22 protein-coding genes are annotated in these 19,149 nt (G+C 70.2%); 8 read left to right on the top strand and 14 right to left on the bottom strand.

Features of this window, described 5'->3' with window-relative positions; genetic code table 11:
• The first annotated feature begins 43 nt into the window (after window positions 1-43).
• Genes N2041_RS09500 through N2041_RS09490 form a run of 3 tightly spaced genes read left to right on the top strand, consistent with a single transcriptional unit; the run spans window position 44 to window position 1,525 of the window.
• On the top strand, window positions 44-829 hold the full coding sequence (locus N2041_RS09500; RefSeq protein WP_270057466.1) for an enoyl-ACP reductase: 786 nt from the start codon (window positions 44-46) through the stop codon (window positions 827-829).
• Window positions 830-833: 4 nt separating this feature from the next.
• On the top strand, window positions 834-1,337 hold the full coding sequence (locus N2041_RS09495) for a GNAT family N-acetyltransferase (protein ID WP_297678148.1): 504 nt from the start codon (window positions 834-836) through the stop codon (window positions 1,335-1,337).
• Window positions 1,337-1,525: a hypothetical protein gene (locus tag N2041_RS09490; protein WP_270057468.1), complete on the top strand. Its 189-nt coding sequence runs from the start codon at window positions 1,337-1,339 to the stop codon at window positions 1,523-1,525. Before N2041_RS09495 ends, N2041_RS09490 begins: the two co-directional genes overlap by 1 nt.
• 37 nt (window positions 1,526-1,562) lie before the next feature.
• Here N2041_RS09490 and N2041_RS09485 read toward each other — a convergent pair whose 3' ends face one another.
• Entirely contained in the window at window positions 1,563-2,495 is a 933-nt protein-coding gene (locus tag N2041_RS09485; protein ID WP_297678145.1) for a TIGR03619 family F420-dependent LLM class oxidoreductase, read from the bottom strand.
• A gap of 66 nt (window positions 2,496-2,561) precedes the next feature.
• Entirely contained in the window at window positions 2,562-6,101 is a 3,540-nt protein-coding gene (gene metH / locus N2041_RS09480) for a methionine synthase (protein WP_297678143.1), read from the bottom strand.
• A gap of 32 nt (window positions 6,102-6,133) precedes the next feature.
• On the opposite strand from metH, the gene N2041_RS09475 reads away from it, so the two are divergent.
• Both N2041_RS09475 and N2041_RS09470 read left to right on the top strand, forming a co-directional pair.
• Window positions 6,134-6,556, top strand: a complete 423-nt coding sequence (locus N2041_RS09475; protein ID WP_297678141.1) for a DUF983 domain-containing protein — start codon at window positions 6,134-6,136, stop codon at window positions 6,554-6,556.
• Window positions 6,553-7,389: a hypothetical protein gene (locus N2041_RS09470; protein WP_297678139.1), complete on the top strand. Its 837-nt coding sequence runs from the start codon at window positions 6,553-6,555 to the stop codon at window positions 7,387-7,389. Before N2041_RS09475 ends, N2041_RS09470 begins: the two co-directional genes overlap by 4 nt.
• Here the strand turns inward: N2041_RS09470 and N2041_RS09465 are convergent.
• From N2041_RS09465 to N2041_RS09455, 3 genes are all read right to left on the bottom strand, one after another.
• Window positions 7,386-7,616 carry a hypothetical protein gene (locus N2041_RS09465; protein ID WP_297678138.1) on the bottom strand — a complete coding sequence of 77 codons (231 nt, stop codon included), beginning with the start codon at window positions 7,614-7,616 and terminating at the stop codon, window positions 7,386-7,388. The genes N2041_RS09470 and N2041_RS09465 overlap by 4 nt on opposite strands.
• Window positions 7,613-8,233 carry a hypothetical protein gene (locus N2041_RS09460; RefSeq protein ID WP_297678136.1) on the bottom strand — a complete coding sequence of 207 codons (621 nt, stop codon included), beginning with the start codon at window positions 8,231-8,233 and terminating at the stop codon, window positions 7,613-7,615. Before N2041_RS09460 ends, N2041_RS09465 begins: the two co-directional genes overlap by 4 nt.
• Window positions 8,234-8,351: 118 nt before the next feature.
• Entirely contained in the window at window positions 8,352-8,912 is a 561-nt protein-coding gene (locus N2041_RS09455) for a GNAT family N-acetyltransferase (RefSeq protein ID WP_297678134.1), read from the bottom strand.
• 87 nt (window positions 8,913-8,999) lie between these two features.
• Between N2041_RS09455 and N2041_RS09450 the strand changes: the two genes are divergently transcribed.
• Entirely contained in the window at window positions 9,000-9,905 is a 906-nt protein-coding gene (locus N2041_RS09450; RefSeq protein ID WP_297678133.1) for a TVP38/TMEM64 family protein, read from the top strand.
• A gap of 12 nt (window positions 9,906-9,917) precedes the next feature.
• Here the strand turns inward: N2041_RS09450 and coaBC are convergent, their stop codons facing one another.
• Window positions 9,918-11,141, bottom strand: coding sequence for a bifunctional phosphopantothenoylcysteine decarboxylase/phosphopantothenate--cysteine ligase CoaBC (gene coaBC / locus N2041_RS09445; RefSeq protein ID WP_297678131.1), 1,224 nt, complete (start codon window positions 11,139-11,141; stop codon window positions 9,918-9,920).
• A gap of 17 nt (window positions 11,142-11,158) precedes the next feature.
• Window positions 11,159-11,932 (bottom strand): type III pantothenate kinase, encoded by a 774-nt coding sequence (locus N2041_RS09440; RefSeq protein WP_270057478.1) that lies wholly within the window; start codon window positions 11,930-11,932, stop codon window positions 11,159-11,161.
• A 166-nt stretch (window positions 11,933-12,098) separates the two neighbouring features.
• On the opposite strand from N2041_RS09440, the gene N2041_RS09435 reads away from it, so the two are divergent.
• Entirely contained in the window at window positions 12,099-12,641 is a 543-nt protein-coding gene (locus N2041_RS09435) for a ferritin (RefSeq protein ID WP_297678129.1), read from the top strand.
• A 75-nt stretch (window positions 12,642-12,716) separates the two neighbouring features.
• Here N2041_RS09435 and N2041_RS09430 read toward each other — a convergent pair whose 3' ends face one another.
• From N2041_RS09430 to N2041_RS09400, 7 genes are all read right to left on the bottom strand, one after another.
• Window positions 12,717-13,637, bottom strand: coding sequence for a DUF4328 domain-containing protein (locus N2041_RS09430; RefSeq protein ID WP_297678127.1), 921 nt, complete (start codon window positions 13,635-13,637; stop codon window positions 12,717-12,719).
• 52 nt (window positions 13,638-13,689) lie between these two features.
• Window positions 13,690-14,715 carry a DUF4328 domain-containing protein gene (locus N2041_RS14920; RefSeq protein WP_367187716.1) on the bottom strand — a complete coding sequence of 342 codons (1,026 nt, stop codon included), beginning with the start codon at window positions 14,713-14,715 and terminating at the stop codon, window positions 13,690-13,692.
• Between the two features lie 90 nt (window positions 14,716-14,805).
• Entirely contained in the window at window positions 14,806-15,750 is a 945-nt protein-coding gene (locus N2041_RS09420; protein WP_297678123.1) for a PLP-dependent cysteine synthase family protein, read from the bottom strand.
• A gap of 10 nt (window positions 15,751-15,760) precedes the next feature.
• Window positions 15,761-16,057: a MoaD family protein gene (locus N2041_RS09415; RefSeq protein WP_270057483.1), complete on the bottom strand. Its 297-nt coding sequence runs from the start codon at window positions 16,055-16,057 to the stop codon at window positions 15,761-15,763.
• Window positions 16,058-16,099: 42 nt separating this feature from the next.
• Entirely contained in the window at window positions 16,100-17,206 is a 1,107-nt protein-coding gene (gene moeB, locus N2041_RS09410) for a molybdopterin-synthase adenylyltransferase MoeB (RefSeq protein WP_297678120.1), read from the bottom strand.
• An 85-nt stretch (window positions 17,207-17,291) separates the two neighbouring features.
• On the bottom strand, window positions 17,292-18,227 hold the full coding sequence (cysK, locus tag N2041_RS09405; RefSeq protein WP_297678118.1) for a cysteine synthase A: 936 nt from the start codon (window positions 18,225-18,227) through the stop codon (window positions 17,292-17,294).
• On the bottom strand, window positions 18,224-18,661 hold the full coding sequence (locus N2041_RS09400; RefSeq protein ID WP_297678116.1) for an Rrf2 family transcriptional regulator: 438 nt from the start codon (window positions 18,659-18,661) through the stop codon (window positions 18,224-18,226). Before N2041_RS09400 ends, cysK begins: the two co-directional genes overlap by 4 nt.
• Window positions 18,662-18,857: 196 nt before the next feature.
• On the opposite strand from N2041_RS09400, the gene N2041_RS09395 reads away from it, so the two are divergent.
• Window positions 18,858-19,149, top strand: a 292-nt coding sequence (locus tag N2041_RS09395) for a DnaJ domain-containing protein (RefSeq protein ID WP_297678114.1), incomplete at its 3' end; no start/stop codon positions are given.

Genomic DNA, 19,149 nt, shown 5'->3' with positions numbered 1-19,149 from the left:
CGCGCCTTCCCCCTCGGTTGGGCAGGCCGTACCCTAGCGAGCCATGGGAAAGCTCGATGGCAAGACAGCGCTGATTTTCGGCGTCGCGAACGATAAGTCGATTGCGTGGGGCATCGCGCAGGCGTTCCACCGCGAGGGGGCGAAGCTGGCGTTTTCGTACGCGGCGGAGAACCTCGAGAAGCGGGTGCGGCCGCTCGCGGAGAGCGTGGGCGCGGATTTCATCGAGCTGTGCGACGTGACGAAGGACGAGGACATCGAGCGGGTGTTCGCGGCGGCGCAGGAGCGGCTGGGGACGATCGACGTGCTGGTGCACGCGATCGCGTTCGCGAACCGGGAGGACCTCGCGGGTCGGTTCATCGATACCTCGCGCGAGGGGTTCCTGCTGGCGCACAACGTGTCGGTGTACTCGCTGGTGGCGCTGGCGCGGGCGGCGCGGCCGCTGATGCCGAACGGAGGCAGCATCATCACGCTGACGTACTACGGGTCGCAGAAGGTGGCGCCGAAGTACAACGTCATGGGCGTGGCGAAGGCGGCGCTGGAAGCGACGGTGCGCTACCTCGCGTGGGACCTCGGGCCGGAGGGCATCCGGGTGAACGCGATCAGCGCGGGGCCGATCCGGACGCTGGCGGCGAGCGGCATTTCGGGCTTCCGCGACTACCTGAAGGCGTTCGCCGATATCGCGCCGCTGCACCGGAACGTGACGATCGAGCAGGTCGGCGAGGCCGCGGTGTTCCTCGGGAGCGAGATGTCGAGCGGGACGACGGGGGACATCCTGTACGTGGACAGCGGCTACAACATCATGGGGCTGGTGGCGGAGGAGCGGGGGTAATCCCGTGGAGGCAGACGGCTACCGGGTCGTGCCGTACGACCGGGCGCGGCACGGGGACGGGCCGTGGCGGGTGGTGGCGGCGGTGTTCGAGGAGTACGGTTTCCCGTTCGCGGAGGCGGACTACGACGCGGACGTGCTGCGGCCGGAGGCGCACTACCCGACGGGCTGGTTCCTCGTGGCGGAATCACCGGCGGGCGAGGTGGTCGGCTGCATCGGGCTGACGGACGAGGGCGGCGGGGAGTTCGAACTGCACCGGCTGTACCTGCTGCCGGCGGCGCGGGGGAAGGGACTGGGGGAGCGGCTGACGCGGGAGGTCGTGCGGATGGCGCGGGAGGCGGGCGCGCGGCGGCTGGTGCTGTTCAGCGATGTGGCGTTCGAGCATGCGCACCGGCTGTACGAGCGGTGCGGCTTCCGGCGGAACCGGTTCCGGTATGCCCCGGACCCGTGGCAGAGCCGGGAGTGGGGGTTCGTGATGGAATTCGAGGAGCACGGGAAGGAGGCGCGCTGATGGCGCGGATGCGGTGCCTGTGGTGTATCGAGCCGCCGTACCAGGAGGTGGCGGTGCTGAAGTGGCGCGGCGAGGAGCGCGAGCGGCTGACCGTCCACCTCTGCCGGAAGCACCTGGCCCGGCTGAAGGAGGCGGGCCAGGCAGGCCGGGAGCACAAGGGGTGGTGGTACAAGGAGGGGTGGTGGTAGGCCGGGGCGGCTGAGGCGCGCCCGGGCGGCGTGGCGGCTACTTGAAGTGGGGCAGGACGGTCTCGGCGAAGAGGCGGGCGGGCTCGCGGGTGTCGCGGCCGAAGAACTCGATGACGAACATCGTGCAGCCGAGGTCGATGTGGCGCTGGATCTGCTCGCGAACGCGGGCGGGGCTGCCGGCGATGGCGAGCGGGCCGGTCGGGTCGCCCATGTGTCCGCCGAAGATTTTCTTCGCGGTTTCGATCATCGGCTGGGCGGCGGCGTCATCGGGCGCGATGACGACGAGGCACTGCTGGCTGATGGTGATGGAGGCCGGGTCGCGGCCGACGGCCTGGCAGTGATCGCGGAGGACGTCGATTTTGCGGGGGAGGGCGTGGTGGTGGGCGGCGAGGTTGTTCCAGATGTCGGCGCGGCGGGCGGCGATGCGAAGGAGGACTTTTTCGCCGGCGCCGCCGACGAGGATGGGGGGCTTGCGGACCGGCTTCGGTTCGCATACGAGGTTTTGGACCTTCACGAATTCGCCCTGCATGGTGACCTCAGGCTCGGTCCACATGGCGGTGAGGAGGTCGAGGGTTTCGCGGAGCTGGCGCATGCGGGCGCCGATGGGGAGGAAGGGAACGCCGAAGTCGGTGAATTCGCGAGGCATCCAGCCGGCGCCGAGGCCGGGGATGATGCGGCCGCCGGCGATGTTGTCGATGGTAGCGATCACCTTGCCGAGGTGGGCGGGGTTGCGCATGCCGGCGGGGGTGACGAGGGTGCCGATTTCGACGCGGTCGGTGATGGCGGCGACGGCGCTGACGAGCGACCACGCTTCGAGGATGGGGATCTGTGGCGACTGCGGGCCGTAGAGGTGGTCGCCGACCCAGAGGGAATCGAAGCCCATGGCTTCGAACTCGCGGGCGTTCGTCTTCGCTTCCTCCCAGGTGCGCTTGATCTGGGGGATGGTGACGCCGAAGTGGATGGGCGGCATGGGAAGCCTCCGCGGGATGTGCTGGCGGGGACAGCCTAGCGGGGCAGCGCGCGGCGCGCGAGGGGTTCAGCGGATGACGAAGTAGCGGGCGCCCGGGTGGTGGACGATGACGGCGGCGGTGGTCTGCTCCGGGTGCCACTGGAAGGTCTCGGAGAGCTCGACGCCGATGCGCTCCGGCCGGAGGAGGGCCGCGATCTTCGCCTGCTCTTCGAGGTCGGGGCAGGCGGGGTAGCCGAAGCTGTAGCGGCAGCCCTGGTAGCCGAGGGCGAAGAGCTTGCGGATATCGGTCGCGTCCTTGCCGGCGATGCCGAGCTCTTCGCGGATGCGCTTGTGCCAGTACTCGGCGAGGGCCTCGGCGGCTTCGACGGAGAAGCCGTGCCAGTGGAGGTAATCGCGGTATTCGTTGGCTTCGAAGAGCTGGCGCGCGAATTCGCTGGCGCGGGGGCCCATGGTGACGAGGGAGATGGCGACGACGTCGAAGCGGGGGCCGGCAGGGTCGGCGGCGACTTCCTCGACGGAGCGGAAGAAGTCGGCGATGCAGAGGCGACGGCCAGAGGGCTGGCGGGGGAAGTGGAAGCGGACGGGCTCGCCGGCGGGCTCGCCGCCTTCGAGGCCGGGCCAGACGATGAGGTCGTTCTTCTCGGCGAGAGCGGGGAAGTAGCCGTAGACGACGGACGGGATGAGGAGCTGCTCGGCGATGGCGCGCTCCTGCCAGCGGCGGTAGATGGGGCGGACCTCTTCTTCGATGAAGCGGGCGTACTCTTCTTCGCTCCGCTCGCCCCGCTGGTACTGCCACTGGCCGCGGAAGAGGGCGACCTCGTTGATGTAGGGGTAGATGTCGCGCAACGGGATGCCGCGGACGACGCGTGAGCCCCAGAAGGGGGGCGTGGGGATGGGGACGCCGCGCTCGACGTCGGAGGGAGCGTAGTCGCGGTCGGAGGGGGCGGCGGCGGCGTTCGGGTCGCCGACGGGGTCGTAGCCGGTGTCCTGTGGGGTGACTTCGCGGCCGCCGCGGGTGAGTTCGGGGAGGGGTTTGCCTTCGCGGAGGGCGGGGATGATGCGGTCGAGGGTGGAGAGCCCTTCGAAGGCATCCTGCGCGTAGTAGACGCGGCCTTTGTAGACCTGCCGGAGCTCTTCTTCGACGTACTTCCGGGTGAGGGCGGCGCCGCCGAGGATGACGGGGTAGTGGAAGAGCTCGCGGGCGTTGAGCTCTTCGAGGTCTTCGCGCATGACGACGGTGCTCTTGACGAGGAGGCCGGAGAGGCCGATGACGTCGGCCTGCACTTCCTGCGCTTTTTCGATGATGTTGGCGATCGGCTGTTTGATGCCGAGGTTGTAGGTGGTGTAGCCGTTGTTGGTGAGGATGATATCGACGAGGTTCTTGCCGATATCGTGGACGTCACCGCGAACGGTGGCGAGGACGACTTTGCCCTTGGACTGGCCCTCGACGCGGGGCATGTGGGGCTCGAGGTAGGCGACGGCGGCCTTCATCGTCTCGGCGGACTGGAGGACGAAGGGGAGCTGCATCTTGCCGGCGCCGAAGAGGTCGCCGACTTCGCGCATGCCGGCGAGGAGGTGTTCGTTGATGATGGTGAGGGGGTCGAAGCGGGCGAGGGCTTCGTCGAGGTCGTCGTGGAGGCCGCGGCGGTCGCCGTCGATGATGCGGCGGCGGAGGCGCTCTTCGACGGGGAGGCGGGCGGCGGAGGCGGAGGCGGCGGGCTTCTCTTTTTCCGCGGTTTCGAAGAGGGAGATGAAGCGGGTGAGGGGGTCGTATCCCTCGCGGCGGCGGTCGTAGATGAGGTCGAGCGCGGTTTCGAGCTGCTCCTGGGGGATGCGGCTGAGGGGGAGAATCTGCTTCGCGTTGACGATGGCGGCATCGAGGCCGTGCTGGATGGCTTCGTGGAGGAAGACCGAGTTGAGGACGCGGCGGGCGGCGGGCTTGAGGCCGAAGGAGCAGTTCGAGACGCCGAGGATGGTGTGGACGCCGGGGAGCTCCTCTTTGACGCGGCGGATGGCTTCGAGGGTTTCGATGGCGTCGCGGCGGAGCTCTTCCTGGCCGCTCGTCATGGGGAAGGTGAGGCAGTCGAAGAGGAGGTCGCCGGGCTCCATGCCGTAGCGTTCGACGGCGAGGTCGTAGATGCGGCGGGCGACGCGGAGCTTCCAGTCGGCGGTGCGGGCCTGGCCTTCTTCGTCGATGGTGAGGGCGACGGCGGCGGCGCCGTGCTGCTTGATGAGGGGGAGGAGCTTCGTGATCTTCCGTTCGCCGTCCTCGAGGTTGATGGAGTTGACGATGGCGCGGCCGCCGTAGAGTTCGAGGGCGGTTTCGATGACGGCGACTTCGGTGCTGTCGAAGACGAGCGGGACGGCGACCTGGGTGCGGAAGGCGGAGACGACGCGGGCCATATCGGCGGCGCCGTCGCGGCCGACGTAGTCGACCATCACATCGATGACGTGGGCGCCTTCGGCGGCCTGTTCGCGGGCGAGGGCGACCATGCCGTCGACGTCCTCGGCGAGGAGCAGGTCGCGGAAGGCGCGGGAGCCGGTGGCGTTGGTGCGTTCGCCGACGACGAGGAAGGAGGTCTCCTGCTCGATGGGGACGGCGGTGTAGAGGGAGGCGGCGGCGGGCACGTAGCGGGTGGGCCGCTCTTTGGGGCGGGGCCGGCCGATGCGGCGGATTGCCTCGGCGAACATGGGCGGGGTGGTGCCGCAGCAGCCGGCGACGATAGAGGTGCCGAATTCGTTGACGAAGATGTCGTGGTAGCGGGCGAACTCTTCGGGAGAGAGGGTGTAGCAGGCGCGGCCGTCGATGACCTCGGGCAGGCCGGCGTTGGGGCCGATGAAGACGGGCCGGCGGGAGTTCTTCGCGAGGTAGCGGACGTGCTCGACCATCTGCTCGGGGCCGGTGGCGCAGTTGATGCCGATGATGTCGACGACGTCGAGCGGTTCGAGCACGGCGAGGGCGGCGGCGATATCGGAGCCGAGCAGCATGGTGCCGGTGCTCTCGATGGTGACGGAGGCGATGACGGGGACGCGCCGGCCGGTGATGGCCATGGCGTCCTCGGCGGCGGCGAGGGCGGCCTTCGTTTGGAGGAGGTCCTGGCAGGTTTCGATCTTGAGGACGTCGATGCCGCCTTCGAGGAGACCGATGCACTGCTCGCGCCAGCCTTCGCGGATTTCGCGGTAGGTGATGTGGCCGAGGGAGGGGAGGCGGGTGCCGGGGCCGATGGTGCCGAAGGCGTAGCGGGGCCATTCGGGGGTTGAGTAGCGGTCGCGGACGCGGCCGATGACCTGCGCAGCCAGGCGGTTGAGCTCACGGGTGCGGTCGGCGAGGCCGAATTCGGCGAGGACGACGGGATTCGCGCCGAAGGAGCAGCTATCGACGGCGTCGACGCCGACTTCGTAGAAGGAGGCGTAGATGCCTTCGAGGATGCCGGGGTTGGCGACATTGAGCCATTCGGGGCAGCCGTCGTGGGCTTCGCCGTCGGGGGCGACGTAGGCTTCGGGGCCGAGGTTGAGGGCGAGCAGGCTGGAGCCGATGGGACCGGCGGCGTAAAGCACCTGGTCCCGCAGGCGGTTGAGCAGCGGGAGGTCGCGCGGCCTGTACATCGGTGGGATTCAAGCGTACACCATAGAAGGCAGTGGAGAACCGGGCAGCAGCGGCTGGCGCTGAAGCGGGCGCTGCGGCGTGGCCGCAGTTCGGGGTGGTGCGGCGGGTGCGGGCGGCGCTGGCGATGCGGTGCCCGCGGTGCTGCCGCGGGGCGGTGTGGGCCAGGCCGTTCCGGATGCGCGCGCGGTGCGCGGTGTGCGGGCTGGCGTTCGAGCGGGAGCCGGGGTATTTCACGGGGGCGATGTACGCGAGCTATTTCATCGGGCTGTTCGTCACGCTGCCGGTGTGGCTGTGGCTGCTGCTGGCGGGGGCGCCGTTCGGGACGATCGTGGCGGCGGCGTTCGTGCTCGTCGGGCTGGTGACGCCGGCCGCGTTCCACTACTCGCGGGTGGCGTGGATGCAGATCGATGCGTACTTCAACCCGGCGACGTTCGTGAGCGACGACGGGGCATGACGGGGCGGTTCCGGGTCCGGGCGGCCGGCGCGGAGGACGCGGAGGCGCTGGCGGAGCTGCACGCCGGGAGCGGGCTGGCGGGCGCGCCCCGGGATGCGGGGGAGGCGGCGCGGCTGCTCCAGACGGGGGCGGCCTTCCTGCTGGCGGAGGACGACGCGGGCATCGCGGGAGCGGTGCGGTGGAGGGAGGAGGAGGGGGTTGCGTGGTTCGACCTGCTGCGGTCGCTGGAGCCGTGGGCGGGGGCGGAGCTGGTGCGGGCGGTCGGCCGGGCGGCGCAGGACCGGGGGCTGCGCACGGTGCGCTGCGCGGCGCCGGACACGCCGGGGATGGCAGCCTACTTCGCGCGGCTCGGCTACCTGCCGGTGGGGCATACGCGGGACGATGCCGGGCAGCGGCTCGCGGTGCTCGAGCGGCGGCTGCCGCTCCTGACGGTGCGCGAGCAGCGAAGGGCGGACGCGGCGGCGATCGGGCGGCTGACCGGGATGGACCCGTGGGTCTTCGAACAGGGCGCGCGGCCGGGCTGGTTCGTCGCAGCCGACGGGGAACGGGTCGTCGGGGTCGTGCACGCCGCGGATGCCGGCGGCGGGCTGGCGCGGGTTTCGGAGCCGGTGCTGGAGCCGGCGTACGAGGGGCGGGGGCTCGAGGTGTGGATGGTGGAGCGGGCGCGGGAGTGGGCGGAGACGAACGGCTTTCACACGTGCGAGCTGGCGGCGGGGCCGCGGACGCTCCCGCACCGGAGGGCGCTCGAGGACCGGCTCTGGCAGCTGGAAGGCGGCGTGTTCCGGCGGGTGCTGCGGCGGCTGCCGGCAGACGGCGAGGGGGACGAGGCCTAGCGCTGGGGCTGGAGGCCGCGGTGGAGCCAGCGGGCGGCCTCGAGGAGGCGCTCGCGGCGGAGGCGGGCGAGCTCGGCGCGGAGCTGGTCGCGTTCGGCCTGGAGGTCGCGGATGTGATCGCGAAGGGTAGCGACGAGGAGGTCCATCTCGGTGACGCGCGCGAGGGCGTCGCGCCGGACGGCCTCGATGTCGGCGCGGAGGTCGGCTGGACGGAGGAGGGCGCTCACCGCGGACCGCCCGGCGGCGGCAGCGTGCCCGCGCCGGGTTCGCGGAGGGCCGCGGGTTCGCGCTGGACGAGGAGGTCGCGGTGCTGGCGGAGATCCTGGAGGTTGCCGTGGAGCGCGGCGATGACCTCTTCGAGGGCCGCGAGGCGGGCATCGCGGCCGGCGGCGGTGAGTTCGAGCGAGCGGGCGAGCTGGAGCGCGCGGTCGCGCTGCTTGCGGGCCTTGCGCAGCTGCTTGCGGAGGGCGCGGTTCTCCTCGTGGAGGGCGACGAGCGCGCGGACGAGGGCGGGGGGCGGAAGCGCGGCGGCGGCTTCGGGCGCGGCGGCCGCGGCGGCGGGGTCGACCGCGAGGAGGTCGGCCTGTTCGACGGCGAGGCGGTCGAGGCTGGCCTGGAGGCGGTCGAGGTCTTTGCGGACCTGGCGGATGAGGCGCTCGGCGCGGGCGTCGGCGGCGGATGCCTGGCCTTTCAGGGGCGCGGCAGCGGGCCGGGGCGGCTGGAGCAGCTCATCCCAGGTGCCGGGCGCGTCGTGGCCGGCGGGGAAGGGGATGGGCGGCGGGGCTGCCGGCGCCTCCGGGGGCGGCGGTTCCTGCGGCGAGGACTTGCGGAGAGGGAAGCGCATGAGGCGGCCCCGGGTTCACCTGTTTCTCCCGAAATATACGCCCGGTTTTCGCCGTTCCGCAGGGCGCGGGGGCGCTGCGAAGGCCTTCGTCCGACCTTTTTGGACCTTCCGCAAAGCTTTATGTCGCGCGCCCGACCGGCGTGTCCCAGGCAGGCGCGCCGGGCGGCGGTTCGCCGAGGTCGAGCTGGTAGTAGCAGGTATCGAGCCACCGGCCGAATTTGTAGCCGGCGCTGCGGAGGACGCCGACGCGTTCGAAGCCAAGCCGTTCGTGGAGGCGGATGCTGGCGGTATTGGTTGCGGTGATGGAAGCGAGGACGGTGCGGACGCCGATGCGGCGGGCTTCGTCGAGGAGAGCGGCGAGGAGGTGGCGGCCGAGGCCGAGGCCGCGCGCGGCAGGGTCGAGGTAGATGGTGTCCTCGCGGGTGAACCGCCAGCCGGGCTTGTCGCTGACGAAGGTGAGATAGGCGAAGCCGAGGAGGCGGCCGTCCGGGGACTCGGCGGCAAGGACGGGCTGGAGGCCGTCGCCGTGGGCCTGCCACCAGGCCAGACGGCGGGCTTCGGACCAGGGCTCGGTGTCCCAGGTGGCGGTGCCGTGGAGGATTTCGTCGTTGTAGATGCGGTTGATGGCCGGGAGGTCGGCCTCGCGGGCGGGACGGATGCGGACCTGCGCGATCTCCACTGCGGGAGGGTACTGCGGAAAGGTTTCGAACGGGTTTCTCTGCGCGTTCATTGTGCGATGACGGCGATGCCGTAGGATTTTGGGCGGATGCGCGACGGACTCATCGGGCTTTTTGCGCTGGCGCTGGGGGCGGCCGTCACGCTGCTCGGGCTGGAGTACCTGCATTCCCGGTCGGTCGCGATCGGGCTCGGGGTGGTCGTCGCGTACGTGGCGTGGGGCGAGCTGACGGACCTGTTCGGGTCCGGGCGGCGGGACGAGCCGCTGGCGCCGGGGACGCCGCTGCTGATGAACCGGAAGTTCCGGCGGCGGGTGCTGGGGGTGCTGGCGCTGGGCGGCGCGAGCGGCGTGATCCTGCTGGGATTGCTGACGGGCGACATCGATGTCGAGAAGGTGCGGAGCTGGATCCGCGACCTCGGGCCGTGGGGGCCGGTGCTGCTGATTCTCGTGCTGGCGCTGGCGATGATTGTGGCGCCGATTCCGAATCCGCCGTTCATGATCGCGGCGGGGATTGCGTGGGGGACGTTCTGGGGGGTGGTCTACGCGGTCATCGGGCAGCTGCTGGGGTCGGTGGTGATTTTCGCGATTTCGCGAAAGTTCGGGCGGCGGTTCATCCCGCGGCTCATCGGGCACGAGGGCGCGGAGAAGGTGGACCAGCTGGCGAAGGAGATGGGGCCGCATCTCGTGTTCTGGTGGCGGATGATGCCGGTCTCGTTCGATTTCGCGGCCTACGCGGCGGGGCTGACGGGGATGTCGTTCCGGCTGTTCACGACGCTGGTGTTCCTCGGGTCCATCGTGCCGACGACGGTGGTGGTCGCGTTCGGCGATTCGTTCGGGAAGTCGTGGGAGGCGCAGGCGGTGTCGGCGGGGCTGATCGCGGTGGCGCTGGCGGTGCCGGCGACGGTGTTCTACCTGCGCTACCGGAAGCAGCTGCCGCCGCCGCGGGAGTGGGTGGGGCGGATGCTCAGCGCCGGCGACCCGACGCCGGGGGCGTAGGCAGGGGCGGGTTCAGCCGGCCGGCTGGAGGCGCTCGAGGACGCGGTCGAGGATGAGGTGGGCGACGGCGTACTTCGAGAGGAGCGGGAACTCCTCGACGCGGCCGTCGTCGTGGAAGATGACGACCTCATTGGTCTCGGTGCCGAAGCCGGAGCCGGGGGCGGAGACGTCGTTGGCGACGATGAAGTGGAGCCGCTTGGCGGGAAGCTTCTGGCGGGCGTAGTCGGCGACGTTGCGGGTCTCGGCGGCGAAGCCGACGCGGACGCCGCCGCCGGGCAGGCTGGCGATGATGTCGGGATTCTGGGTGAGTTCGATGGCGAGCGTTTCCTGCCCGGGGGCCTTCTTGATCTTGTGGTCGGCGGGGCTGACGGGCCGGAAATCGGCCGGGGCGGCGGACATGATGACGGCGTCGGAGTCGGCGGTGGCCTGTTCGAGGGCGACGAGCATCTCGGCGACGGTCTGGACATCGACGCGGTGGACGCCCCAGGGGGTCTCGAGGGCGACCGGGCCGGCGACGAGGGTGACGAAGGCACCGCGGTCGCGGGCGGCTTCGGCGATGGCGAAGCCCATCTTGCCCGTGGAGCGGTTGCCGACGAAGCGGACGGGGTCGATCGGTTCGTAGGTGGGGCCGGCGGAGACGACGATGTGGCGGCCGCGGAGATCGCCGGTGCGCTGGCCGAGGAGCTGGCGGAGGGCGCCGAGGATATCGGGCACCTCGGCGAGGCGGCCGGGGCCGCTGCGGCCGCTGGCGAGGCGGCCGATCATCGGGCCGACGACCTCGACGCCGCGCTCCCGGAGGGTGGCGACGTTCTCCTGCGTGGCGGGGTGCTCCCACATCTGGCTATCCATGGCAGGGGCCACGAGGATGGGGGCGGCGGTGGCGAGGGCGGTGAGCGCGACCATGTCGCCCGCGAGGCCGTGGGCGAGGCTGGCGAGGCAATCGGCGGTGGCGGGCGCGATGACCATCGCGTCGGCGCGGCGGGCGACTTCGACGTGGGCCTCGGTTTCGGCGGCCTCGAACATGTCGATGACGACATCGCGGCCGGTGAGCGACTTGAAGGTGAGCGGGGCGATGAACCGGGCGGCCGCGGGCGTCATGACGACTTCGACGGCGGCGCCGGCCTGGCGGAGCTTGCTGGCGAGGTCGGCGGCTTTGTAGCAGGAGATGGAGCCGGTGACGCCGAGGACGATGTGGCGGCCCTGGAGGGGGAGGTCGCGGAGGGTGAAGTCGGCCATGCGGGTACCCCGGCGGGTCAGTCGCGGTCGGTGTTGAGTTCGTAGATGAGGCGGAGGCCGATGAGGGTGAGGTCGCCGTTGACGATGTCGATGCAGTCGGTTTCGGAGGCGACGAGGGAGGCGAGGCCGCCGGTGGCGACGACGGGCGGGTTGCCGCCGAGCTCCTGTTTGAAGCGGGCGACGAGGCCTTCGACGAGGCCGACGTAGCCGAAGAGGATGCCGGACTGCATGGCGTGGATGGTGTTCTTGCCGATGGCGGCCGGCGGGCGTTCGAGCTGGACGCGGTAGAGCATGGCGGCGCGGGAGAAGAGGGCTTCGCTGGCGATGCCGATGCCGGGGGCGATGGCGCCGCCGAGGTAGTCGCCGTGTTCGTTCACGGCATCGAAGACGGTGGCGGTGCCGAAGTCGACGACGATGACGGGGGTGCCGTAGAGGCGGCTGGCGGCGACGGCGTCGATGATGCGGTCGGCGCCGAGCTGGCGGGGGTTGTCGTAGAGGATGCGGACGCCGGTGCGGAGGCCGTGGCCGACGAGGAGGGGTTCGACGCGGAAGTACTTGCGGCAGACCTGCTCGAAGGTGGGGATGAGCGGGGGGACGTCGCAGCCGATGATGCAGGCGGTGACGGCGCCGGAATCGATGCCGCTGTAGTCGAGGAGGGAGAGGATGAGGACGCCGTACTCATCGGGGAGCTTTTCGCGCTCGACGCCGATGCGCCAGGTATCGACGAGACGGTCGCCGTCCCAGAGACCGATATGGATGGAGGTGTTGCCGATATCGAAGGCGAGGAGCATGAAGCGGGTGAACCATCCTGGCTTCGGGCCGTCGTGCGGGGTGGTCCCGGTGCCGGGGGCAGGATAGCGGATTGGGCGGGAAGCGGGAACGGGGAGCCGGGAGACAGGAAGCGGACGGCACGTGCGGTAGACTGGTGGGGTGCTCGATTGGAGCCGGAGGTAGATCGTGCAGCTTTCGGAATCGCTGACGCGTGCGTACAACGCGCAGATCAAGCTGGAGTTCGAATCGTCGTTCGTGTACCTGCAGATGGGCGGGGATTTCGAATTGCGGAGCCTGCCGGGGTTCAGCCACTGGATGCGGCTGCAATCATCGGAGGAGTACACGCACGCGATGAAGTTCATCAACTTCGTGCTGGAGCGCGGCGGGCGGCTGGAGCTGCTGGCGCTGGACAAGCCGGCGCCGACGCCGGCGACGGTGGTGGAGGCGTTCGAAGCGGCGCTGCGGCACGAGCAGCGGGTGACGAAGGCGATCCACGACCTGTACGCGCTGGCGCTGGAGGAGCGGGATTACGCCTCGCTGCCGCTGCTGCAGTGGTTCGTGAACGAGCAGACGGAGGAGGAGGCGACGGTCTCGACCATCCTGGACCGGCTGCGGATGGTTGGGGAGGATCGGACGGGCATCCTGTTCATGGACCGGGAGCTGGGCCAGCGGGCGGGCGCGAGGAGCGCCGCGGCGGCGGCGGAGGACGGCGAGGCCGGGGCCGGCTGAGGCGGCCAGGCGCAGCGGTTCGATGGCCCGGCAGGCGGAGAGCCAGCCGGGCCGTTTCGTGCCCGGGCGGCAGGATCAGCCGCCGCGGAAGACCGGACCCTGCGGAACGGCGCCGGGCGCGCCGAGCCCGGGCAGGTAGCGGCGGGCGTACTCGTCCTGCCGGGCGGTGAGGTTCCGGACGACGAGGATGAGGAAGACCATGCCCATGGCGACGAGGGTGCCGCCGGCGAAGCCGGCGTAGCCGATGGCGGCGTTCGTATCGTCTTCGGTGGGGATGCCGATGATGGCGACCCAGCTCCCGACGTGGTAGGCGACCCAGCTGAGCACATGGACGGCGGGGACAGGGCGGCCCTTCCACTGCCAGCCGATGGGCGGGGCGATGGCGGGGTCGGTGGCGCGCCAGGCCTGGTTCCAGATGCGGAGGGGGAACCAGTAGTTGATGATGGGGACGAACCAGCTGCCGACGGCCCAGCCGGTGCCGAGCTCGAGCGCGGGCTGGAAGGGGAGGAGATTCCCGGTGATGCGGCGGGTCCAGATGATGAGGAGGATGCCGACGGCGATGGCGGCGAGCGAGCCGAGGCCGATGAAGGCGCCGGAGATTTCGAGCGCGTCCCAGTCGTCCGTAGCGGCGCCGGCGAGGCCGAGCCCGGCGGCGATGCCGTAGAGGACCGCGGCGACGGCGGCGGTGATGGAGATGCCGAGCGCGAGGCCGGAGGCGGAGAGGTAGAACCACCGCGGCCCGTAGACCGGCGCTGCCGGCGGCGGGTAGGTCGCGTAGGGGGTTTGGGGCCAGGCCGGGGGCTGAACCGGGGGCTGGCCGTAGCCGGCGGGCGGGGGTGGCGAGGGCGGGGCTCCTGCGGCCGGGGATTCGGACGGTGCGCCGGGCGCTGCCGGGGCGGGCGGCGGGGACGGGGCGGCGGGGGCGAGGCTGGCGCCGCACTTCCAGCAGAAGGCGGCTCCCTGCGCATTCCAGGCGCCGCAGCGGGTGCAGTACATCAGGCGCACCTCCGTGGGATGGGGGAATTGTGGCGTGCGGGCGATGAAGGCGTCACCCTCCGGGCGGCGCGGGCGAGGCGGCGAGCGGCGCGGCGGCCCAGATGCGGGCATAGGTATCCTGGCGGGCGGTGAGGCCGCGGACGAGGAGGATGAGCAAGAAATGCGCGGCGGCGAAGCCCAGACCAAGGACTACGAGCCCCTGACCGAGTTCGTCGACTGAATCAAACCGCGTCTGTCCAAACGCCCGCTCCGCTAGCACCATGAAGACCCAGAGAGCCCAAACGACCCAGTGAAGATGACGACCGCGGAGACTACGGTAGAACCATCCTACCGGGGGTTGGAGTCCGGGGTCAGTCGCACGCCATGCCTGATTCCAAAGGCGTACGGGGAACCAGAAGGAAACGACTGGCAAAAGAAAGGAACCGATGGCCCAACCGGTGCCCAACTCAAGTTCCGCACCAAAAGGCTTAAGGTTGCCTGTGACGCGGCGAGTCCATGCGATGAGCAGCGGCAAGTCGAAGAAATAGGCAAGCGACGGTATAGCTAAGGTGATCATTGCAGGGTCGAGCTCCTCGGGGTCGGGGCCCGACTCCCACGGCCCAGTGGAGGCAAACGCCTGAAATGTCCATAGCGCACCGAGTAGACCTGCAACAGCCGAGACGGCGCTGATGATCGTGATGGTCAGTGCCAGGCCGGATGCCGAGCGGTAGACCCAGCCATCGCGGGAGATGAGGAGCGGCCAGGGGCCGTCTGCGCGGCCCGGTTCGGAACGTTCGACCGGGGGTGCCCCGATAACCGGGGTATCGGCTGGAGCGTCGCTGGAAGACCGCGACCGCTGGATGGTGCCGGTCCGGCGGGCTGCGGTCTGTTCCGCAGGCGGGGAGGACGCTCCCCACACACGCACCCGCGGCGTTCGACGCTGCGGCGGGGACCCATTGGGGGATGGCGCCGGATAGCCGACGGGCGGGGCGATGGATTCGACGGGTGCCTGGGCGGCGGGAACTTTTACCCGGGCGCCGCAGGCAGCGCAGTAGCGGGCCCCGGCAGGGAGCCCTTCACCGCAGGACGTGCAGTACACGATAGGGCAGACCTCACGACAGCAGGATGACGGCGGGGGAATCTACCACGGGTGCGCGTCAGGTGCTGTCGCGGAGGGCGGCGGGCGAGGCTACCACCAGATCTTGCTTTCGATGTCCTCGGGCAGGTCTTCCCAGTCGGTGGTCCAGAGGTTGGAGGAGAGGTACTTCCAGCCGCCATCGGCGAGGAGGCAGACGATGTGCTGTTCGCCTTCGAGGCGCTCGGCGGCCTTGAGGGCGGCTTTGACGACGGCGCCGCAGCTGATGCCGACGAAGAGCCCTTCTTTCTGGGTGAGCTCTTTCGACATGGCGAAGCTGGAGCGGCTATCGACGACGATCTTGCCGTCGAGCACGGTTTCATCGAAGACGGGCGGGATGAAGCCTTCTTCGAGGGCGCGGAGGCCCTGCACGAGGTCGCCGGGGTGGGGCGCGGCGGCGATGACTTTGACGCCGGGCTTCTTCTCCTTGAGGTAGCGGCCGGTGCCAGTGAGGGTGCCGCCGGTGCCGAGGCCGGCGACGAAGACGGTGACTTCGGGCAGGTCGCGGAGGATTTCGGGCCCGGTGGTTTCGTAGTGGGCGCGGGGATTTGCTTCGTTGCCGTACTGGTAGGGGAAGTAGTACTTGCCGGGGTTGGCTTCGACGATCTCTTTCGCTTTTGCGATGGCGCCGTTGGAGCCGAGTTCGCCGGGGGTGTAGATGATCTCGGCGCCGTAGGCCCGGAGGAGGAAGGTGCGCTCTTCGCTGACGGATTCGGGCATGACGCAGACGACACGGTAGCCCTTGACGCGGCCGATCATGGCGAGGCCGATGCCAGTGTTGCCGGAGGTGGGCTCGAGGATGGTATCGCCGGGCTTGAGTTCGCCGCGGGCTTCGGCGGCCTCGATCATGTACTTGGCGATGCGGTCTTTGACGGAGCCGGTGGGATTCTGGCCCTCGAGCTTGGCGTAGAGATGGATGCCCGGCCGCGGGGAGAGCCGGCGCATCTCGACGAGCGGGGTATTGCCGATGAGTTCGAGGACGGAGCGGTAGAGCGCCATGGCGCGGGGCTTACTGGCCGCCGGCCAGCGCGGGGAGGATATCGAGAACGTCGCCGGCCTTGAGGGCGGTCTCGATGCCGCCGGTGTAGCGGATGTCTTCGTCGTTGAGGTAGATGTTGACGAAGCGGTGGGGCTTGCCATCGGGGCCGTAGACCTGGGCTTTGAAGCCGGGATAGCGGGCTTCGATGTCGTCGAAGACTTCGGCGACGGTGCGGCCGGCGGCTTCGATGGTCTTCTGGCCGCCGGTGAGCTTCTGGAGGACGGCGGTGACGCGGACGCTGACGGTGGGGGTGGAGGTGCTGGTCATGGCTGGTGGGATGGTCTCCGTTGGTGGGATGCGGGCGCGGGCTCAGCCGCCGAAGGGCGCGGCGGCGTGGGGGATGGGGGCGCCGCAGAAGGCTTCATAGTCGATGAGTTCGTGGATGGTGGGGTTATCGCCGCAGAGCGGGCAGTTCGGGTCGCGGCGGACTTTGACGATGCGGAATTCGAGGGTGAGGGCATCGTAGAGGAGGAGGCGGTTCACGAGGGGGTCGCCGATTTCGAGGATGAGCTTGAGGACCTCGGTGGCCTGGATGCTGCCGATGGTGGCGCACATGGCGCCGAGGACGCCGGCTTCGGCGCAGGAGGGGACCATGCCCGGGGGCGGAGGCGCGGGGTAGAGGCAGCGGTAGCAGCCCTTGCCGGGGAGGTAGGTGGTGGCCTGCCCGTCGAACATGAGGATGGAGCCATCGACGAGCGGCTTCTTGAGCAGGTAGCAGGCGTCGTTGACGAGGTAGCGGGTGGCGAAGTTGTCCGCGCCGTTCACGACGATGTCGTACTGGCTGATGATCTCGAAGGCGTTGTCGCTCGTGATCGGGGTCTCGTGGGTGACGACCTCGATGTTCGGGTTGTGGGCGAGGAGGGTTTCGCGGGCGGACTGGACTTTCGGCTTCCCGATGTCGTCGGTCTGGTGGAGGATCTGGCGCTGGAGGTTGGAGCGGTCGACGACGTCGAAATCGACGATGCCGATGGTGCCGACGCCGGCAAGGGCGAGGTAGAGGGCGACGGGGGAGCCGAGGCCGCCGGCGCCGATGATGAGGACCTTCGATTCGATGATCTTGCGCTGCCCGGCACTGCCGACCTGGGGCATGATGATGTGGCGGCTGTAGCGCTCGACCATTTCGGGGGTGAGGGCGGTAGGGGCGCCGCCGGCGAGGGCAGGGATGACGGCGACTTCGTCGCCTTCGTTCAGTTCGGTGGCTTCGCCGGCGAGATTTTCGATTTCGACCTGGTTCACGTAGATGTTGATGTGGCGGGCGCGCTCACCGGTGGAATCGACGAGCTGGGCGCGGAAGCCGGGGAACTGGCGGTCGAGGTCTTCGATGATGTCGCGGACGGTGACGCCGGTGGCGCGGACGCTGGCCCGGTTGCCGACGAGGTGGCGGAACGGGGTGGGGATGTAGACGTTGACTGACACGGGGGTCCTCCTTCGGCTCTGGTCAGCTGGAATATGGTTGCACATAGCAACGCTCCCTGCGCGCGGCGCGGGCGTGACGGGCGGGCTACATGTTGACGCTGAGGTAGCGCTCTCCAGTGTCGCAGATGACGGTGACGACCGTCTTGCCGCTGCCGAGGCGTTCGGCGATTTTGCGGGCGGCGAAGACGTTGGCGCCGGCGGAGATGCCGGCGAGGATGCCTTCCTCGCGGGCGAGGCGCTTCGACCACTGGATGGCGTCCTTGTCTTCGACGCGGATGATTTCGTCGTAGACGGTGCGGTCGAGGACGCCGGGGACGAAGCTGGCGCCGATGCCCTGGATGGCGTGCATGCCCGCGCGGCCGCCGGAGAGGACGGGGGAGCGGGCGGGTTCGACGGCGACGATGCGGACGCGGTCGCCGAGTTCGCTGCGGAGGACGTGGCCGACGCCGGTGATGGTCCCGCCGGTGCCGACGCCGGCGACGAAGGCATCGATGCGGCCGCCGGTGGCCTCGAGGATTTCGCGCGCGGTGGTGCGGGCGTGGATGTCGGGGTTGGCGGGGTTTTCGAACTGCTGCGGCATGAAGTAGTCGGGGTGTTCGCGGCAGAGCTCCTGGGCGGCGAACACGGCGCCGGTCATGCCTTCGATGGCGGGCGTGAGGACGAGCTCGGCGCCGTACCGCTCGAGGAGGCGGCGGCGCTCGACGGACATGTCTTCGGGCATGGTGAGGATGAGGCGGTAGCCCTTGACGGCGGCGACGAGCGCGAGGCCGATGCCGGTGTTGCCCGAGGTCGGCTCGACGATGGTGGAGCCGGGCTGGAGGCGGCCGCTGCGCTCGGCTTCTTCGATCATGGCGAGGGCGATGCGGTCTTTGACGGAGCCGCCGGGGTTGAGGCTCTCCATCTTGCCGAGGACGGCGGCGGCGTCCTGGGGGATGACGCGCTTGAGACGAACGAGGGGCGTGCCCCCGATGAGGTCGAGGACGGAATCGGCGATGCGGGGGCGGCCTGTTTCGGCGGTCATATGACCCATCTCCCGGCGGTGGCGGTGGGCTCGCGTTCGAGCAGGTCGGCGAGGGTGTAGGACGCGAGGATCTCTTCGGTGGCTCTGCGGATGCGCTCCCAGATTTCGCGCTGGCCGCACTGGTGGGGGTGGTCGGTCATCTCGGGCGGTTCATCGAGCCAGGCGACGGGGGAGAGGGAGCCTTCGAGGGCCTCGATGACGTCTTTGACGCTGACCTGGTCGGGCGGGCGGACGAGTTCGTGGCCGCCGGAGGGGCCGCGGACGCTGCGGATGAACCCCGCTTTGCGGAGGGTGGCGAGGAGCTGGTCGAGGTATTGCTCGGGGATGTGGCGGCGGAGGGCGATTTCGGAGGACTGGAGGGGGCCGCCGCCGTAGTTGGCGGCGAGCTCGATGAGGGCGCGGAGGCCGTAGTCGCCGCGGGTGGAGACGCGCATGGTGGCCGGGGTGCCCTCCTTCGGGGAAAGTCGAGTAACTCGCTCAACAATGGTAGGGCGCCGGCGGCGGGGATGCAAGGGAGGGGGCGGGAAGCGGGAGGCGGGAGGCGGGAGGCGGGAAGCGGGAGGCGGGAGGCGGGAACCGGGGAGGGAGGATAACCTCCAACCTCCAACCTCCGGGTGGGATACTGGGAACGTGGCGCAGCGACGGGATTACTACGCGGAGCTGGAGGTGGCGGCGACGGCGCCGTTCGAGGAGGTGCGGGCGGCGTACCGGCGGCTGGCGCGGGCGCATCATCCGGATGTGAACCCTTCGGCGGAGGCGGCGGAGCGGATGCGCCGCATCAACGAGGCGTGGGAGGTGCTGCGCGACCCGGCGCGGCGGGCCGAGTACGACCGCTCGCGGCCGGCGGGGGCGGCGCGGGCGTTCGCGGGGGCGCGGGGCGGCCGGCCGGGGGCGGCCGGCGCCGCGGGCCAGGGGACTGCGC

It is taken from the genome of Tepidiforma sp. (assembly GCF_026419595.1).
Lineage (GTDB): Bacteria > Chloroflexota > Dehalococcoidia > Tepidiformales > Tepidiformaceae > Tepidiforma.
The sequence above is the reverse complement of the archived record's forward strand: the minus strand, read 5'-3'. Positions and strand labels throughout refer to the sequence as shown.

Bases quoted from the DNA above. Each gene is read 5' to 3' on its own strand.
- N2041_RS09500 (WP_270057466.1), top strand. From the start codon at position 44: ATGGGAAAGCTCGATGGCAAGACAGCGCTGATTTTCGGCGTCGCGAAC.
- N2041_RS09490 (WP_270057468.1), top strand. From the start codon at position 1,337: ATGGCGCGGATGCGGTGCCTGTGGTGTATCGAGCCGCCGTACCAGGAG.
- N2041_RS09485 (WP_297678145.1), bottom strand. From the start codon at position 2,495: ATGCCGCCCATCCACTTCGGCGTCACCATCCCCCAGATCAAGCGCACC.
- metH (WP_297678143.1), bottom strand. From the start codon at position 6,101: ATGTACAGGCCGCGCGACCTCCCGCTGCTCAACCGCCTGCGGGACCAG.
- N2041_RS09470 (WP_297678139.1), top strand. From the start codon at position 6,553: ATGACGGGGCGGTTCCGGGTCCGGGCGGCCGGCGCGGAGGACGCGGAG.
- N2041_RS09460 (WP_297678136.1), bottom strand. From the start codon at position 8,233: ATGCGCTTCCCTCTCCGCAAGTCCTCGCCGCAGGAACCGCCGCCCCCG.
- N2041_RS09450 (WP_297678133.1), top strand. From the start codon at position 9,000: ATGCGCGACGGACTCATCGGGCTTTTTGCGCTGGCGCTGGGGGCGGCC.
- coaBC (WP_297678131.1), bottom strand. From the start codon at position 11,141: ATGGCCGACTTCACCCTCCGCGACCTCCCCCTCCAGGGCCGCCACATC.
- N2041_RS09440 (WP_270057478.1), bottom strand. From the start codon at position 11,932: ATGCTCCTCGCCTTCGATATCGGCAACACCTCCATCCATATCGGTCTC.
- N2041_RS09430 (WP_297678127.1), bottom strand. From the start codon at position 13,637: ATGTACTGCACCCGCTGCGGCGCCTGGAATGCGCAGGGAGCCGCCTTC.
- N2041_RS09420 (WP_297678123.1), bottom strand. From the start codon at position 15,750: ATGGCGCTCTACCGCTCCGTCCTCGAACTCATCGGCAATACCCCGCTC.
- N2041_RS09415 (WP_270057483.1), bottom strand. From the start codon at position 16,057: ATGACCAGCACCTCCACCCCCACCGTCAGCGTCCGCGTCACCGCCGTC.
- cysK (WP_297678118.1), bottom strand. From the start codon at position 18,227: ATGACCGCCGAAACAGGCCGCCCCCGCATCGCCGATTCCGTCCTCGAC.
- N2041_RS09400 (WP_297678116.1), bottom strand. From the start codon at position 18,661: ATGCGCGTCTCCACCCGCGGCGACTACGGCCTCCGCGCCCTCATCGAG.